Source organism: Kitasatospora sp. NBC_01539 (genome assembly GCF_045040525.1).
Classification (GTDB): domain Bacteria; phylum Actinomycetota; class Actinomycetes; order Streptomycetales; family Streptomycetaceae; genus Kitasatospora.
Genome location: NZ_CP109390.1, coordinates 3888751 through 3903777, shown reverse-complemented (window position 1 = coordinate 3903777; position 15027 = coordinate 3888751). Strand labels below are relative to the sequence as shown.

The window sequence follows — 15027 nt, the reverse complement described above, 5'->3', positions numbered from 1 at the left end:
CGGCAAATTAGTCGGAGAATCAGCTTGATCACACGACACGCCGTGCCAAATTGCTGCCGGGCCCAACCGCGCCCCCGTACCGTGTGAATCGTGAGCAGTAGCGGCCTTATCTACGCGGTCATCGTGGGAGCCTGGGCCGCCTATCTGGTGCCGATGTGGCTCCGCAGGCAGGACGAGCTCAACGAGTCGCGTCCGACGGAACGCTTCAGTACCGCGATCCGCCTGCTGGCCGGCCGGTCGGCACTGGAGCGGCGGGTGTCCAAGTCCCTCGCTGACGACACGACGGACGGCGAACCCGCCGCCGACGCGGTCTCCGGCACGCCCGGGGACGCCCCGGCGCCCGGCGACGCGTCGCCGGCCGGCGCGCCCGGCCCGACGGCCCCCGCCGCCCCGGCGCCCGAACGGCTCCGGCAGCCCGCGCCCGCTGCCGCGGAACGCGACGCCGCCGCCCGGGACACCGCCGCCCGGGATGCCGACGCGCCCGCGCACCCGGACGACCGCCACCAGCCCCGGTCCGCCCCCGAGCGGCCCACGCCGGAGCGGCGCGCCCGCCTGCTGGCCCGGCGCCGCCGCATGGTCACGGCCCTCTTCTTCGCCTTCGCGCTGGGGGCCGTGGTCGCGGCCGTCGCCGGCATCGCCTTCATCTGGGTGCCGACCGTCCCGGCCGCCCTCCTCACCCTCTACATCGGCCACCTGCGCCGCCTGGAGCGCCAGCGGTACGAGGTCAAGCTCGACCGCGTCCGCGCCGCCCAGGCCGCGGAGCGGCTGCGCGCCCGCGAGCGCGACCGCCGCGCCCCGGCCGCCACCGACCCGGAGCGCCCCGCCGCCCCGCACGACGCGGCCCACGCGGCCCATGCCGCCGACCGCCCCGCCCGGACCCACCTCCGCCTCGCGGCGACCGGCCCCGCCCCCGCGGAGGCCCGTGGCGAGGCCCGTGGCGAGGTCCGCGCGTCCGGCCCCGCCGCCGCGGCGGCGTCCGCCCTCGCGGAGACCACCGACCACGAGGAGTGGGTCGACGGCATGCGCGAACGCGGACCCGCCGGTGCCGACTCCTGGGAGCCGGTGCCCGTCCCGCTGCCCACCTACGTCACCGCGCCGGTCGCCCCCCGGGTGACCCGCGGCCTCGACCTGGCCGGGCCCGGCGTCCGCGACTCCGGCCGGCCGGCCGAGAGCCGTCGCACCCCGCTGTTCGACCAGTACGCGGAGTCCGCCCCGCCCGGCGCCGCCGCCTCCGCCGCCGACCTGGCGAGCCGCCCCCGGGCCGCCAACGAGTGATCGCCGGCACCCGGCCCGCCCCGTCCGACGCCCCGCCCCGGCCCGCCCGGCGGCGGGGCGCCGCGTGTCCCGGCCATGGTCACGACCTGGTCCGCAGAGGTGATAGAGTTCTTTTTCGTTGGGGCTGTGGCGCAGTCCGGTAGCGCACCTCGTTCGCATCGAGGGGGTCAGGGGTTCGAATCCCCTCAGCTCCACCCAACATCAGAGGCCCTTCCGGGATTGTCCGGAAGGGCCTCTGAGCGTTCATGGAGTGGTCGCGTACGACAACTGCTCCGGCGTTCCGGGCGGTTCGGCGACGGTGCCCGCCGGGTCCCCTCGGCGGCACGCGGGTGGGGATCTTCACGGCGACCGCGATCCTGCCGTGGCTGACGCCGAGTCCGCCGGAACCCCGCCCTCCGGCCGCCGGCACCTCAGTGCCGAGGCCGACGAGTACCGCTCCGGCCCGGCATGTTCGCCGCGCACGCACGTCATGGACCGTCAGCGGCGGTGCGGTCGGGTCAGTTCGGTCCGCTCCCGGTCCACCGGCGGAGCTTCTCCGGGTTGCGGACCGCCCAGATGCGGGAGATGCGGCCGCCGGTGAGGTCGAACGCCGCCACGGTCACGGTGGTGCCGGCGTGCTGGGCGACCAGGCCGGGCCGGCCGTTGACCGTCCGCTCCAGGAGGGTCAGCCCCGGGGCCCTGTCGGCGATGTGGACGACGTACTGGGCGATGCGCCCGCTGCCCTCGACCGGGCGCAGGACGGCGCCGACCAGGCCGCCGCCGTCGGCGGTCATCGTGGCGTCCGGGTCGAGGAGGCCGACGAGGGCCCGGATGTCCCTGGCCTCCCACGCCTCCTTGAAATGCCGCACCAGGACGGCCTGCCCCACCACCGGGGTCGCCGGGGCCTGCGCGGCGCGCAGACGCCGGCGGCCCGAGGACGCCAGCTGCCGGCAGGCCGTCGGCGCCCGCCCGACGATCTCGGAGATCTCGGGGAAGGGATACCGGAACACGTCGTGCAGGACGAACGCCACGCGTTCGGCCGGCGTCATCGACTCCAGGACGACGAGGAAGGCCATGGTCACCGACTCGTCCAGGGTGATCAGGTCGGCCGGGTCGGTCCTGCCACCGCCCGCCGACCCGCCGATCCACTCCGCACGGTCGGGCAGCGGCTCCGGTATCCACGGGCCGACGTACCGCTCGCGCCGTACCCGGGCCGAGCCGAGCAGGTCCAGGCAGACTCGGCCGGCCACCGTCGTCAGCCAGGCGCCGGGCGACACGACGGCCTCCTGCTGCTGCCGCGACATCGCGTACCAGCGGGCGTACGCCTCCTGCACGGCGTCCTCGGCCTCGGCCGGCGACCCGAGCAGCCGGTAGGCGACGTCGATCAACTGGCGCCGCTCGCCGACGACGGCGCTCGGGTGCTGTTCGGGCCGGTCGCGCACCGGCCCGGACGGGGTGCTCATGGTGGCGTCCGCTCCCTGGTCGTTCTCGTCCGCTTCCGTTCCCGCCACGGCGGCGGGGCACCGCGCCGGACCGCGGCCGACGCCCCGCCTCACACTTCGCGGGCCTGCGTCGTCGGTCCAGCGAGAGAGTACCGATCCACCGCCGCGAGGCAGAACAGGGGACACCATGGCCACCCGGACGACGGCAGAACACCGCAGCCTCGGCTTCCTGCAGATCGCGATCGCCCTGCAGACCGCGGCCCTCTTCTTCCAGGCGGCCACCGCCGGACTGCTGCTGTCCACCTCGTACGGCGAGGTGCTGCACAGCGTCGGAGCGCGCGTGATGTACGCCGCCTCGATGCTGTACGTGCTCGCCGCGATCCTCGCGTGGCGACCGGGCGGCGGAACGGCCCGCCCGATCCTCCACGCCTCCGGCTTCCTCGCGCTCGCCTCGGTGCAGGTGGTGCTGGGCGTCGCGCACATACCGGCGTTCCACGTGCCCCTGGGCGTGCTGATGTTCGGCCTGAGCGTGCTGGCGCTGGGTCAGGTGCTGTCCGCCCGCCCGTCGGGGCGCTCCGGCACCCGGCCGTAGCCCCGCGGAGCGAGCACGCCGCAGGGCGCCGTCCCGTGCGGGTGGCGCCCTGCGGTGTCGGCCGGTGCCGCCGGTGCAGCCGGTGCGGGTCGGTGTCAGGCGACGGCGGCCTCCGTCGCGGCGGTCACGGCGAAGCCGTGGTCCTGCTCGGGTGCGCCGCCGCCGATGCCGAGTGCCCCGACCAGCCGTCCGTCGCGGTGCAGCGGGATGCCGCCGGCGATGAACAGCAGCGGCCTGTCCAGCGCGGTGGGCAGGGTGTGGAACGGGCCGCCGGGGAGGACGGCCTCGGCCAGGTCGGCGGTCGGGGTGTCGAGCTGGAGGGCGGTGTACGCCTTGCGGGTGCTCGTCTCGCCGGCGATCAGCACGGCCCGGTCGTCGCGGCGGAAGGCCAGCAGGTGGCCGCCGGCGTCCAGCACGGTGGCGGAGATGCGGACGCCCTGGGCGGCGGCGGCGCGGTGGGCGGCGGCGACGAGTCGGTCGGCGTCGGCGGTGGTGAGGGTGCTCACGGGGTGGCTCCTGAACGGTGGTGCGGTCGGTCGGTTCTGTCGGTTCTGTGGAGGCGGGTCGGCGGGTCGGCGGGGTGCGGCCGCGGTCAGCGGTGGACGGGGACGCGGGGCGGTGCGGAGGCCGCGGAGGCCGCGGGGACGGCGGCCGGGGCCGGGGCGGCGCGGCGCTCCAGGACGGCGGAGACGACGGCGAGCGCGAGGGCGCCCGCGGCCATCGCGGCACCGACCCAGCTCGGTGCGGTGGCGCCGAAGCCTGCGGCGAGGACGGCTCCGCCGAGCCAGGCGGCGAGCGCGTTGCCGAGGTTGAAGGCGCCGATGTTGACGGCCGAGGCCAGGGTCGGGGCGTCGCCGGTCTGGTCGAGGACGCGCTTCTGCAACGGGGGCACGGTCGCGAAGCCGAGGGCGCCGATCAGCGGGACGGTGATCGCGGCGAGCACCTTGTCGTGCGCGGTGAAGGCGAACAGGCCGAGGACGACGGCGAGCGCGCCGAGGGTGGTGAACAGCAGCGGCATCAGCCGCCGGTCCGCGTACCGGCCGCCGAGCAGGTTGCCGGCGACCATGCCGAGGCCGAACAGCACCAGCAACCAGGTCACGGACGACTCGGCGTAGCCGGCCGCGTCGGTCATCATCGGCGCGATGTAGGTGATCGCGGCGAAGACGCCGCCGAAGCCGAGCACGGTCATCAGCATCGCCAGCACGACCTGGACGTTGCGGAAGGCGGCCAGTTCGCGCCGGAGCCCGGCCCGGGCGGGGGCGCCCGCGCGGTGGTCGGCGGGGACGAGCGCGGCGATGCCGGCCAGGCCGAGCACGCCGAGGGCGGCGACGAGCACGAAGGTGACCCGCCAGCCGATCTGCTGGCCGACGAGGGTGCCGAGCGGCACGCCGACGACGTTGGCGACGGTGAGGCCGGTGAACATCAGCGCGATGGCGCCCGCCTTCCTCTGCGGTGCGACGAGGTCGGCGGCGACGATCGAGCCGATGCCGAAGAACGCGCCGTGTGCGAGCGAGGCGACGATGCGCCCGGCGAGCACGAGCTCGAAGGTGGGGGCCAGGGCGGTCACCAGGTTGCCGGCGACGAAGAGGCCCATCAGCAGCATCAGCATGCGCTTGCGGGTGAAGCGGGTGCCGAGGACGGCGAGGACGGGGGCTCCGACGACCACGCCGAGGGCGTAGCCGGTGGTGAGCAGGCCGGCGGTGGGGATGGTGATGCCGAAGTCCTGGGCCACCTGGGGCAGCAGCCCCATGATCACGAATTCGGTCGTGCCGATGCCGAAGGCGCCGATGGCGAGCGCCAGGAGTGCGAGAGGCATGGATGGGCCTTCCCGGTTGTTGCGTGGAGGTGTTACCGCCGTCGACATTAATTGCAGACGCGGATAGTTGCAAACGCCTGATATCGCGGAGCCGGACTATCCTGGGAGCACACCCCAGCGAAGGAGCAGGTGGTCACCCATGACACGACCCGAACCGGTCCTCGCCCACGGCTGGTGCGCACTCTCCGCCCTGCACGGGCGGATCGAGGCGCACATCGAGCGGGCCCTGCAGGCCGCCCACGAGCTCAGCGTGCGCGAGTTCTCCGTGCTGGACGTGCTGAGTTCCCAGCACGACGGCGAGGGCGGCCACTACCGGATGAACCAGCTCGCCGACGCCGTCGTGCTCAGCCAGAGCGCCACCACGCGGCTGGTCACCCGGCTGGAGGACCGCGGGCTGCTCTCCCGCTACCTCTGCCCGACCGACCGCCGGGGCATCTACACCAACGTCACCGCCGCCGGCCTCGACCTGCTCGACCGGGCCAGGCCCACCAACGACCACGCCCTGCGCGAGGCCCTGGACGCGGCCGGGCAGCGGCCCGAACTCGCCCCCCTCGTCGCGGCGGTCCGCACCCTGGAGCCGACCGCGCCGCCGGTGGCCGTCCCGGCGCCGGTCCCGGTCGGCTGACCGGCCCACCCACGCACCGGCCCACCCACGCACCGGCGCACTGGCGCACCGGCACGCCTGGACGCCGGCACGCCTGCACACCTGCGCGGCGCACGCGGAAGGGCCCGGCCGGGGTGACTCTCGTCGCCCCGGCCGGGCCCTTCACGCGACCGCCCGCGGGATCAGCCGCGGTACTGGTCGTACTGCCCCTGGCCCTGCCCCTGTGCCTGCGGGGCCGGTGCCTGCGGAGGCACCGGTGCGCCGCCCGCGGGCCGGCGGCCGCGCGGGTGCCGGGTGAGGGTGAAGCCCCACACGCCGGCCAGGGCGGCGAGCGCGCCGCCCGCGACCGTCCAGAACCAGCGGCTGTTCCACCCGGAGAAGAGGTCGCTGTACCAGTGCGACTCCTCCTCGGCCGGGGCGGCGACCTTGGCGGTGCCGGGAGCCGCCGACGCCGAGGCGGACGGTGCCACCGGCGAGGGCGCGGCCGGGGCGGCGCCCGGCGCGGCCGTGGCCCCGGCGTTCACCGGTGGCACCAGCGGCGCCTTCAGGCTGCCGCCCTCGGGCTGCGCGTCGTCGGCGCCGCCCTTCGCGGTGACGTGCAGCCGCACCTGGGCGGCGAGGCCGAGGTCCTGCTGCGGCACGTCGGCCACCGAGAGCCGCACGTAGTACGTCCCGGGCAGCGGGTCGCCCGACCACGGCTCCGCCCAGGAGCGGACCTGGCGCAGGGTGCAGCTCAGCGTGACCGAGGCCGCGGCCTTGGCGGCGGTGGCGTTCTGCGGGCCCGCGGTGCACGACTGCCGGCGGCGCAGGCCGTCGAACAGCTCCACCGACCAGCTCTGGGCGCCGTGCCGGTCGGCGGCGGGCGGCAGCGTCACCGTCACGTGCACGGTGTCGGTCTGCCCCTCGGCCGCGGCGAACGCCCAGTACAGGTAGTCACCGGTGGAGGCGGACACGTCCGCGGCCTGCCCGGCGGCGAGCGGGGTGGCCGTGAGGAAGGTCGTGCCGGCGCTGGTCACCGGGGCGGCGCCCGCCGACCCGGACGGGGCCGGGGACGGCGAGGCGGCGACGCCCGCGGGGGCCGCCAGCAGCACCGCGCCGAGCGCGGCCGGCAGGGCGGTGATCGTACGCATCATCAGTGCACGCATCGTCAGTTCTCCCGCCAGACAGCGATCCGCCAGCGGGCGATCCAGCCGAACAGCAGACCCGCGACCAGGCCGGCCAGGGCCAGGACGAGCAGCAGGATCCAGCCGCGGCCCAGGCCCATCGCCGGGCCGTCGGGGGCCGGGGAGGCCCGGGTGACGTCCACCGTCAGCTCGACCGGCAGGCCGGGCGCCGCCTGCACGCCCGCCTCCGCCGCGAAGGAGTTGCTGACGACCAGGCAGACCACGCCGTCCGCACCCCCGGTGCCGGACGGGGACGCCGAGGCGTCGTCGCCGGTGCCGGGCGCCGACCAGCGCACGCCGGTGGAGGCGACGTCCGTACGGCCGCTGCCCGCGTCCGTACCGCGGACGAGCTCCTGGCCGGCGGTGTCGGTGGCCAGCAGCAGCACGCCGTAGTCCCGCGCCACCGCGCGGTCCGGGGTGACGCTGACGGAGGCCCGCAGCTCCTCGCCGGGCCGCACCGGCACGCGGTAGACGCGGTGCTCGGCGAACTTCTCACGGTCGCTGTAGACGCCAGGCCGCAGCAGCGGCGCCTCGGGGCAGGCGTCGGTGCCGGCCACCTTGGTGGGCGCCACCCGGTAGGTCTCGCCGGCCCGGTCGACGAGCTGCTTCACCTTCTCGGTGAGCTGCTCCTTCGTCCGCACGTCGGTGTAGGTGCCGCCGGTGGCGTTGGCGATGCACAGCAGCTGCTTGCGGGTCTTGTCGTCGTGCGCCAGGCCGAGCGTGTCGACGACCAGGTTGATGCCCTGGGAGGCGAGTTCGCGGGCCACGTCGCACGGGTCCGGCGGGGCGCAGGAGTCCTCGCCGTCGGTGATCAGCACCACCCGGCGGGTGGTCGGGCCGTCGCCGAGGTCCTGGGCGGCGCCGCGCAGGGCGAGGCCGATGGGCGTCCAGCCGGTGGGGCGGAGGGTGGCGACGGCCGTCTTGGCCTCCACCTTGTCCGTCCGGCCGACCGGGTAGAGCTGCTTGGTGTCCTTGCAGCCCTCCGCCTTGTCGTTGCCCTGGTAGGTGGCGCCGAGCGTGCGGATGCCGAACTCGGTCTCCGCGGGCAGGGCGTCGATCACCTCGCTGATGGACTGCTGGGCGACCGAGATCCGGCTCCGTCCCTGGATGTCGGCGGCCCGCATGGAGCCGCTGACGTCGAGGACGAGGTCGACCTTGGGGGCCTCGGTGCTGGCGGCGGCGCCGCCGGGTTCGTCGGCGTGGGCCGGGAGACCGCTGAGCAGCGCTCCGGCGGATATCGCCAGTGCTGCCAGCAGTCCCGCTGCGCGGGCCGCCGGTCGTCGTCTGATGGTCGTCACGCGCGCATCCTATGGATCATCAGTTCTGATTGCCGAATGTGCGGACGCTGTGCGAACTAGGCTGCGCATCGGGGGAGGAGACGCGTATGCGACTGGAGGACGTGACGCGCAGGTACGGCTGGCACCGGCCGTGGATCCTGCGCGGCGCCGATCTCGTACTGGAGCCCGGGGCCCTGGTGCGCATCGAGGGCGCCAACGGCAGCGGCAAGTCGACGCTGCTGCGCATCGCCGCCGGCATCGAACGACCCACCACCGGACGGGCCGTCCTGCCCGCCCGGCGGGCCTACGTGCCCGAGCGGTTCCCGCCCGCCCTGCCGTTCGACGCCCGCGGCTACCTGCGGCACCTCGGCCGCATCCACGGCCTGGACACGGCCGACGCCGCCCGCCGCGCCGAGCACTGGCTCGACCGCTTCGGCATCGCCGACCGGGCGGGCACCCCGCTCGGCGAACTCTCCAAGGGCACCTGCCAGAAGGTCGCGGTGGCCCAGGCGCTCCTCGCCGAGGCCGACCTCCTCGTCCTCGACGAGGCCTGGACCGGCCTCGACCGGGCCGCACGGGCGGAGCTCGACTCCGCCGCCGCCGAGCGGGCCGCCGCGGGCGGCCGGGTGCTCTTCGTCGACCACGACCCGACCCGCCTCGCCGGGGTCGCCACCGACGCGTACACCGTGCGCGACGGCACGCTGCACACGGCCGCCCCGGACGCGCGGCCCGCCGGCGGACCGGACGGCCGCCCGCCGGTGCGGATCGTCGCCGAGGGCCTGCCCGCCGGGGCCGGGCCGATGCCGGGCCGGCCGTCGAGCACGGCGCTCGACGACGGCGCGACCCTGCTGGAGGTGCCCGCCGCCGCCTCCGACCTGCTGCTCCGCTGGCTGCTCGACCCCGGACGGGCCGTCCACGTCCGCAGCGTGACGGAGGCTCCGGCGGTCCCCGCCGACCGGCCCGCCACCGACCGTGAGGAGGCCCGGTGACCGCCTTGGTCGGCTACCAGCTGGAACTGCTGCTGCGCTCCCAGCGCTGGCTGCCCCCGGTGCTCGGCTACGGCCTGCTGATGGTGCTCGGCATCTCCGGCGGCGACGAGCCGCTCGGCGGCCTCGCCTACGCCGCCGGCCTGCTGCTGCCGTTCGCGGCCTGGCTGGTGCGCTGCGCCGTGACCGTGGAGCCCGCCGCCGCCCGGGCCTGCCGGGTGTCCGCGGCCGGCGCCGTGCGGGTGCACCGCGGCGCGCTGCTGACGGCCGTGCTCGCCGCCGCCGTGCTGGGGCTGGCCGCCGACGCGGCCGTCCTGGTGGCGGGCGGGGCCTCGCAGGTGGGGCCGGTGGTGCTGTTCGGTGCCGGGCTCGGTGCCACGGCGGTCGCCGTGCTGCTGGGTGCGGCCGTCGGGGCGCTGTCCTCCCGGCCGGTGCTGGTGAGCGGGCCGTACGGGATCCTCGCCTCGCTCGGGGGCTCGCTGCTGTTGCTGCTGGTGCCGGGGGCGCCCGCGCACGTGGTGGTGCGGGAGTTGGTCCGCGGCGGGCGGCACGGCGGGGTCGACGTCGTGGCCGGGGTGCTGCTGCCCATGGCGGTGTCGGCGGTGGTGGCCGTCGCCGCGGTCGCCGTGGCGTGCACGGTCGCCGGCCGCCGGGCGGAGTGACTGCGGGGCGGAGTGACTGCCGGGCGGTACGCGGTACGTGGTGCGGGGTGCGGGTCGGGGATCGAGTGGCGGGTCGGAGGGCCGGCGGGTCGGCGGGTCGGCCGGAGGCCCGTGACGGGTCCGCCGCGGACGGCCGCCGAATATCGGACACACCGCTACCAACAGGCATAAATATGGCAAATCCTCGTTAGGCTGCGGGCACCAGCAGCGGTGCGGCATCCGTCCGCACGCCCGACGAGAAGGAAGGACACCGCGCGTGAGCAACCTCTTCGCCATCGCCTACCCCGACGTGGCCACCGCACAGCAGGTCCGCGACACGGCGATCGGCCTGCAGAAGCAGAAGCTGATCGACCTGGAGGACATCGTCGTCGTCGAACGCCGCGCCGACGGCAGGACCAAGCTGCACCAGGCGACCAGCACCACCGGCGCCGGTGCGGCCTCCGGCGCCCTGTGGGGCGGTGTGATCGGCCTGCTGTTCTTCATGCCGTTCCTCGGCGCGGCGATCGGCGGCGCGACCGGCGCCGCCGTGGGCGCCTCCGTCGACGTCGGCGTCGACGACGCCTTCATGCGGCAGGTCGGCGAGAAGCTCCAGCCCGGCTCCGCCGCCGTGTTCATGCTGGTGCGCTCCGCCACCGCGGACAAGGTCGTCCCGGCGATCGCCCGGTTCGGCGGCGAGATCCTGCAGACCTCGCTCAGCTCCGAGCAGGAGGAGCACCTCGTCGAGGCCATCCAGTCGGCCCGGACGGTGCACGCCGGAGTCTGACCCCCTCCCGCGTCCGGCCCGGCCCCGCCCGGGCCGGGCCGGACGCGCGGACACCGGCACCGCGCCCGGTCCCCCTCCCTCCCGGCCCGCCCCGCCCTGCCCCGCAAGGACGCCCCCCGTGGCCTCTCGCTCCATCCCGGCGACGGCCCGCCCGCCCCGGACCCGCCGTACGGCCGAACTCCTCATGGTCGCCGGGGCGGTGCTGATCGCGGTCCTCGGCTACATCGAGGTCGGCGCCAACCTCGACGGCCGGCCACCGCACGACGCCGTCGAGTACGGCACCGCCCTCGGCGTGCTCGCCCTCGCCGCGCACGTCGCGGTGCGGTGGCGGGCGCCGTACGCCGACCCGCTGCTGCTGCCCATCGCGGTGCTGCTCAACGGCCTCGGACTGGTCGTCATCTACCGTCTGGACCGGGCCACCCCCGGCAGCGAGGCGGCCCCCGCCCAGCTGCTCTGGTCGGCCCTCGGGGTCGCGCTCTTCCTCCTCGTCGTCGTGCTGCTCCGCGACCACCGGGTGCTCCGCCGCTACGCCTACAGCTGCGCGCTGGTGGCGCTGGTGCTGCTGGTGCTGCCGATCTTCTTCCCACCGGTCTACGGATCGCGGATCTGGATCACCCTCGGGCCGTTCTCCATCCAGCCCGGAGAGTTCGCCAAGATCCTGCTCGCGGTGTTCTTCGCCGCCTACCTCGCCGTGCACCGTGACGCGCTCGCCCTGACGGGCCGCCGCATCTGGCGCTTCCAGCTGCCGCGCGGCCGGGTGCTCGGACCGGTCCTGCTGATCTGGGCGGCCTTCGTCGGCGTCCTCGTCCTGGAGACCGACCTCGGCACGTCCCTGCTCTTCTTCGGACTCTTCGTGATCATGCTGTACGTGGCGACCGCCCGCAGCGGCTGGATCGCCATCGGCCTCTTCCTCGCCGCGGTGGGCGCGGTCGGCGTGGGCTGGCTCTCGCCGCACGTGCACGGCCGGGTCACCGACTGGCTCGACCCGCTCGGCTCGATCGCCGCCGGGCAGGGCGCCAACCAGATCGCGCAGTCGCTCTTCGCCTTCGCCTGGGGCGGCATGCTCGGCGCCGGCCTCGGCCTCGGACACTCCGTCCTCATCGGCTTCGCCGCCAAGTCCGACTTCATCCTCGCCACCGTCGGCGAGGAGCTCGGCCTGGTCGGCCTGACCGCCGTGCTGCTGCTCTACGCGCTGCTGATCTCCCGCGGCTTCGCGGCCGGCATCGCCCTGCGCGACCCCTTCGGACGGCTGCTGGCGATCGGGCTGGCCGCCATCGTCGGCCTCCAGGTCTTCGTGGTGGCCGGCGGGGTCCTCGCGCTGATCCCGCTCACCGGGATGACGCTGCCGTTCATCGCGCAGGGCGGCTCCTCGGTCGTCACCAACTGGATCATCGTCGCCCTGCTCGTGCGGCTGAGCGACACCGCCCGCCGCCCCGGCCCGGCCGCCGCCCCCGTCGGGGCCCACCCGTGAGCCGCCGCGCCGAGAACGGCGCCCCCGCCCGCCCCGGCATCTCCACCACCGGCCGCCGGGCCGGCACGTTCTGCCTGCTGCTCATCGTCGCCCTCGCCGCCCAGGCGACCCGGGTGCAGATCTTCCGGGCGGACTCGCTCGACCACAACAAGGCCAACCAGCGCCTCACCATCCAGCGCTACGACCAGCCCCGGGGCAACATCCTCGTCGCCGGCGAGCCGGTCACCGGCTCCACCCCCACCGGCGGCCGCTACGACTACGAGCGCACCTACACCGACGGCCCGCGGTGGGCCGCCGTCACCGGCTACTCCTCGCAGACGTACGGCAACACCCAGCTGGAGGGCATCTACGACGACCTGCTCTCCGGCACCGACGAGCGCCTCTCCGGCTGGGCCGTGTGGGACGCCGTCGCCCGGCGGCAGAACCCCGGCGGCGACGTGTACACCACCCTCGACCCGGACGCCCAGCAGGCCGCCCTGCGCGGCCTCGGCGGCCAGCAGGGCGCCGTCGCCGCGATCGAGCCCGCCACCGGCCGCATCCTCGCGCTGGCCAGCACCCCCTCGTACGACCCCGGCTCGTTCGCCGGCACCTCCGCCGCCGACCGGGAGGCGTGGACGAAGCTGCGGGCCGACACCGACCAGCCGATGCTCAACCGGGCACTGCGCCAGATCTACCCGCCCGGCTCGACCTTCAAGGTCGTCACCGCCGCGGCCGCCCTCGCGAAGGGCGTCGTCCGTGACATCGACGCCCCCACCGACGCGCCCTACCCGTACGTCATGCCGGGCACCACCACCGAGCTCGTCAACGACACCCGGGCCTGCGACCACCCCGGCCTCAGCCTCGACGAGGCGATGGTCAACTCCTGCAACAGCGTCCTCGGCTACCTCGGGGTCCAGGTCGGGCTCGACGGCATGGCCGCGACCGCCGCCGGCTTCGGCTTCAACGACGCCACCCTGGACACCCCCGTCCGGGCCGCGCGGTCCAACTTCGACACCCACATGAACGCCTCCCAGGTGGCCCTCTCCTCGATCGGCCAGTACGACACCGCGGCGACCCCGCTCGTCATGGCGATGGTCGCCGCGGGCATCGCCAACAACGGCGCCGTCATGCGCCCGCAGCTTGTGGACAGACTCACCCGCAGCGACGGCACGGTCGTCCGGATGATGCACCCGGCGCTGTACAAGCAAGCCGTCACCGCCTCCGTCGCCGACAAGGTGCGGCAGCTGATGGTCGACGTCGTCGAGGAGGGCACCGGCCGCAACGCCCGGATCGACGGCGCCACCGTCGGCGGCAAGACCGGCACCGCCCAGCACGGCGCCGGCAAGAGCGACACGCCGTACGCCTGGTTCGTCTCCTGGGCCCGCCCCGCGGGCTCCGCCGCCGTGCCGCCGGTCGCCGTGGCCGTGGTGGTCGCCGACAGCGGGGCCACCGACGTCACCGGCGGCGCCGTCGCCGCACCGATCGCCCGCGCGGTCATGGAGGCCGTCCTGCACCACGGCTGAACCGCGGCGGCCGCTGTGACAGGACGCACCCGTTCTTCCGCCGGGGCACCGGGACACCGGACCACACAGCCCATACCCTCTCAGCCATGGTGAGCCCACCGACCCGCCGGTTGCGCGACCGGCTTCGCCGCGTCGTGCCCGGCACCGGCGCGCGCGTGCCGCGGCCGCGGACGGAGGCGCGGCCGCCCCGCCGCCGCGTCGGCCGCCGGTGGGTGCACCTGCTCGGCTGCACCGCCGCGGCGGGCTGGGCGGCGGCCTTCCCGCTCGTCTCCGACCTGCCCAACCAGGTGTTCTGGGGCACCCTCTCCGCACCCGCCTACGGGCTCGCCGGGCTGCTGTGCCTCGTGCTGCCGCGGCGGATCGGGCCGCGCGCGGCGGCCGCGGTCGCGGTGGTCGGCGCGGTGCTGCTCCCGCTCGTCCTGCTGGCCGTGCACGGACGACACCAGTCCGAGGTGATGGTCGTCGAGCGTTCCGCCCGGCTGCTGCTGCACTCCGGCAACCCGTACCTCGCCGCGCCCGTACGGGCCGCCGACTACAACCCCTACCTGCCCGCGATGACGCTCTTCGGACTGCCCCGGGCCGTCCTCGGCAGCGCCGGGCCGGTCTGCGAGCTGCTGGGCGACGCCCGGGTGTGGTTCGCCCTGGCCTTCCTCGGCTGCATGCTCGGCACCTGGCGGCTGCTGCGCGCCCCCGGCGACCGGGCCCCGCTGCTGCCGCTCGCCGTCCTCACCGCCTCGCCGCTGATCGCGCTGGCACTCGCCGTCGGCGGCGTCGACCTGCCGCTGATCGGCGTCTGCTGCCTGGCCATGGCCCTCGCCGGGCGCGGCCGGCCCGCCGCGGCCGGCCTGGTGCTGGCCCTCGCCTGCACGCTGAAGTGGACGGCCTGGCCGGCGCTGCCGGTCGCCGCGCTGCTGATCTGGCGGCTCCACGGACGCCGCCAGGCCGCCCGCGCGGCGGGCATCGCGCTGCTCGGCGGGCTCGCGGTGGTGCTGCCGTTCGCGATCGCCCACGGCCGCGAGATGCGGGAACAGGTCGTGCGGTTCCCGCTGGGCCTCGCCCGGGTGCAGACACCGGCCGGCAGCCCGCTGCCCGGCCGCGTCCTGGCGGAGCTCGGCCCGGCCGGGCACACGATCTCGCTCACCCTGCTGTGCATCGGCGGCCTCGCCGTGGCCCTCTGGCTGCTGGCCTACCCGCCGGCCTCGGCGATCGCCGCCTGCGACCTGCTCGCCGCCGGGCTGACCATAGCCTTCGTGCTGGCACCGGCCGGGCGCTTCGGCTACCTGGCGCTGCCCGTGGTGCTGGTGATCTGGCCGCGGCTGGCCTCCCGCGTCCTGACGTGGCGCCGCCCGGCGCCCGCGGTGCTGCCGCCGCTGACCGGGTTCGTCCAGGTCTGACCGCCGCGGCACCGGCCGGGGCGGCCCGGCCTCCCCCGCGGGTCTGATCCGACCCCCGGCCTCCGGCGCGCCCGCCCCGATGCGCGACGATGATCCAGAAC

14 protein-coding genes and 1 tRNA gene are annotated in these 15027 nt (G+C 75.7%); 10 read left to right on the top strand and 5 right to left on the bottom strand.

Annotation, left to right across the window (positions count from 1 at the left end; all coding sequences use genetic code 11):
- Nucleotides 1-90 precede the first annotated feature (90 nt).
- Together glpR and OG335_RS16630 are read left to right on the top strand one after the other, a co-directional pair.
- Nucleotides 91-1275 carry a gephyrin-like molybdotransferase receptor GlpR gene (gene glpR / locus OG335_RS16635; protein ID WP_405011906.1) on the top strand — a complete coding sequence of 395 codons (1185 nt, stop codon included), beginning with the start codon at nt 91-93 and terminating at the stop codon, nt 1273-1275.
- A 120-nt stretch (nt 1276-1395) separates the two neighbouring features.
- Nucleotides 1396-1469: transfer RNA gene (locus OG335_RS16630), tRNA-Ala, on the top strand.
- Between the two features lie 303 nt (nt 1470-1772).
- Here the strand turns inward: OG335_RS16630 and sigJ are convergent.
- Nucleotides 1773-2717, bottom strand: a complete 945-nt coding sequence (gene sigJ, locus OG335_RS16625) for an RNA polymerase sigma factor SigJ (RefSeq protein WP_405011905.1) — start codon at nt 2715-2717, stop codon at nt 1773-1775.
- A 166-nt stretch (nt 2718-2883) separates the two neighbouring features.
- On the opposite strand from sigJ, the gene OG335_RS16620 reads away from it, so the two are divergent.
- Entirely contained in the window at nt 2884-3288 is a 405-nt protein-coding gene (locus OG335_RS16620; protein ID WP_405011904.1) for a hypothetical protein, read from the top strand.
- A 95-nt stretch (nt 3289-3383) separates the two neighbouring features.
- Here the strand turns inward: OG335_RS16620 and OG335_RS16615 are convergent, their stop codons facing one another.
- Together OG335_RS16615 and OG335_RS16610 are read right to left on the bottom strand one after the other, a co-directional pair.
- Nucleotides 3384-3794 carry a heme-binding protein gene (locus tag OG335_RS16615; protein WP_405011903.1) on the bottom strand — a complete coding sequence of 137 codons (411 nt, stop codon included), beginning with the start codon at nt 3792-3794 and terminating at the stop codon, nt 3384-3386.
- Nucleotides 3795-3880: 86 nt separating this feature from the next.
- The gene (locus tag OG335_RS16610) at nt 3881-5104 is read right to left on the bottom strand and encodes an MFS transporter (protein ID WP_405011902.1); all 1224 of its coding nucleotides are present in this window, start codon (nt 5102-5104) and stop codon (nt 3881-3883) included.
- A gap of 139 nt (nt 5105-5243) precedes the next feature.
- On the opposite strand from OG335_RS16610, the gene OG335_RS16605 reads away from it, so the two are divergent.
- Entirely contained in the window at nt 5244-5729 is a 486-nt protein-coding gene (locus OG335_RS16605) for a MarR family winged helix-turn-helix transcriptional regulator (RefSeq protein ID WP_405011901.1), read from the top strand.
- A gap of 161 nt (nt 5730-5890) precedes the next feature.
- Here the strand turns inward: OG335_RS16605 and OG335_RS16600 are convergent, their stop codons facing one another.
- Entirely contained in the window at nt 5891-6853 is a 963-nt protein-coding gene (locus OG335_RS16600) for a peptidase (RefSeq protein ID WP_405011900.1), read from the bottom strand.
- A gap of 2 nt (nt 6854-6855) precedes the next feature.
- Nucleotides 6856-8169: a VWA domain-containing protein gene (locus OG335_RS16595; protein WP_405011899.1), complete on the bottom strand. Its 1314-nt coding sequence runs from the start codon at nt 8167-8169 to the stop codon at nt 6856-6858.
- 86 nt (nt 8170-8255) lie between these two features.
- Here OG335_RS16595 and OG335_RS16590 point away from each other — a divergent pair, with 86 nt between their 5' ends.
- The 6 genes from OG335_RS16590 (at nt 8256) to OG335_RS16565 (ending at nt 14926) form a co-directional block, all read left to right on the top strand.
- Nucleotides 8256-9137: an ATP-binding cassette domain-containing protein gene (locus OG335_RS16590; protein ID WP_405011898.1), complete on the top strand. Its 882-nt coding sequence runs from the start codon at nt 8256-8258 to the stop codon at nt 9135-9137.
- Complete coding sequence (locus tag OG335_RS16585) at nt 9134-9796, top strand: ABC transporter (protein WP_405011897.1); 663 nt, start codon at nt 9134-9136, stop codon at nt 9794-9796. Before OG335_RS16590 ends, OG335_RS16585 begins: the two co-directional genes overlap by 4 nt.
- Before the next feature lie 256 nt (nt 9797-10052).
- On the top strand, nt 10053-10559 hold the full coding sequence (locus OG335_RS16580; RefSeq protein ID WP_405011896.1) for a DUF1269 domain-containing protein: 507 nt from the start codon (nt 10053-10055) through the stop codon (nt 10557-10559).
- A 184-nt stretch (nt 10560-10743) separates the two neighbouring features.
- Nucleotides 10744-12030: an FtsW/RodA/SpoVE family cell cycle protein gene (locus OG335_RS16575; protein WP_405015421.1), complete on the top strand. Its 1287-nt coding sequence runs from the start codon at nt 10744-10746 to the stop codon at nt 12028-12030.
- Nucleotides 12027-13532, top strand: a complete 1506-nt coding sequence (locus OG335_RS16570) for a penicillin-binding transpeptidase domain-containing protein (protein WP_405011895.1) — start codon at nt 12027-12029, stop codon at nt 13530-13532. Before OG335_RS16575 ends, OG335_RS16570 begins: the two co-directional genes overlap by 4 nt.
- An 86-nt stretch (nt 13533-13618) precedes the next feature.
- The gene (locus tag OG335_RS16565) at nt 13619-14926 is read left to right on the top strand and encodes a glycosyltransferase 87 family protein (protein ID WP_405011894.1); all 1308 of its coding nucleotides are present in this window, start codon (nt 13619-13621) and stop codon (nt 14924-14926) included.
- The last annotated feature ends 101 nt before the right edge of the window (nt 14927-15027 follow it).

Excerpts from the sequence above, each read along its gene's own strand:
- OG335_RS16600 (WP_405011900.1), bottom strand. The coding sequence starts at position 6,853 with ATGCGTGCACTGATGATGCGTACGATCACCGCCCTGCCGGCCGCGCTC.
- OG335_RS16610 (WP_405011902.1), bottom strand. The coding sequence starts at position 5,104 with ATGCCTCTCGCACTCCTGGCGCTCGCCATCGGCGCCTTCGGCATCGGC.
- OG335_RS16565 (WP_405011894.1), top strand. The coding sequence starts at position 13,619 with ATGGTGAGCCCACCGACCCGCCGGTTGCGCGACCGGCTTCGCCGCGTC.
- OG335_RS16605 (WP_405011901.1), top strand. The coding sequence starts at position 5,244 with ATGACACGACCCGAACCGGTCCTCGCCCACGGCTGGTGCGCACTCTCC.
- sigJ (WP_405011905.1), bottom strand. The coding sequence starts at position 2,717 with ATGAGCACCCCGTCCGGGCCGGTGCGCGACCGGCCCGAACAGCACCCG.
- OG335_RS16575 (WP_405015421.1), top strand. The coding sequence starts at position 10,744 with ATGGTCGCCGGGGCGGTGCTGATCGCGGTCCTCGGCTACATCGAGGTC.
- OG335_RS16620 (WP_405011904.1), top strand. The coding sequence starts at position 2,884 with ATGGCCACCCGGACGACGGCAGAACACCGCAGCCTCGGCTTCCTGCAG.
- OG335_RS16590 (WP_405011898.1), top strand. The coding sequence starts at position 8,256 with ATGCGACTGGAGGACGTGACGCGCAGGTACGGCTGGCACCGGCCGTGG.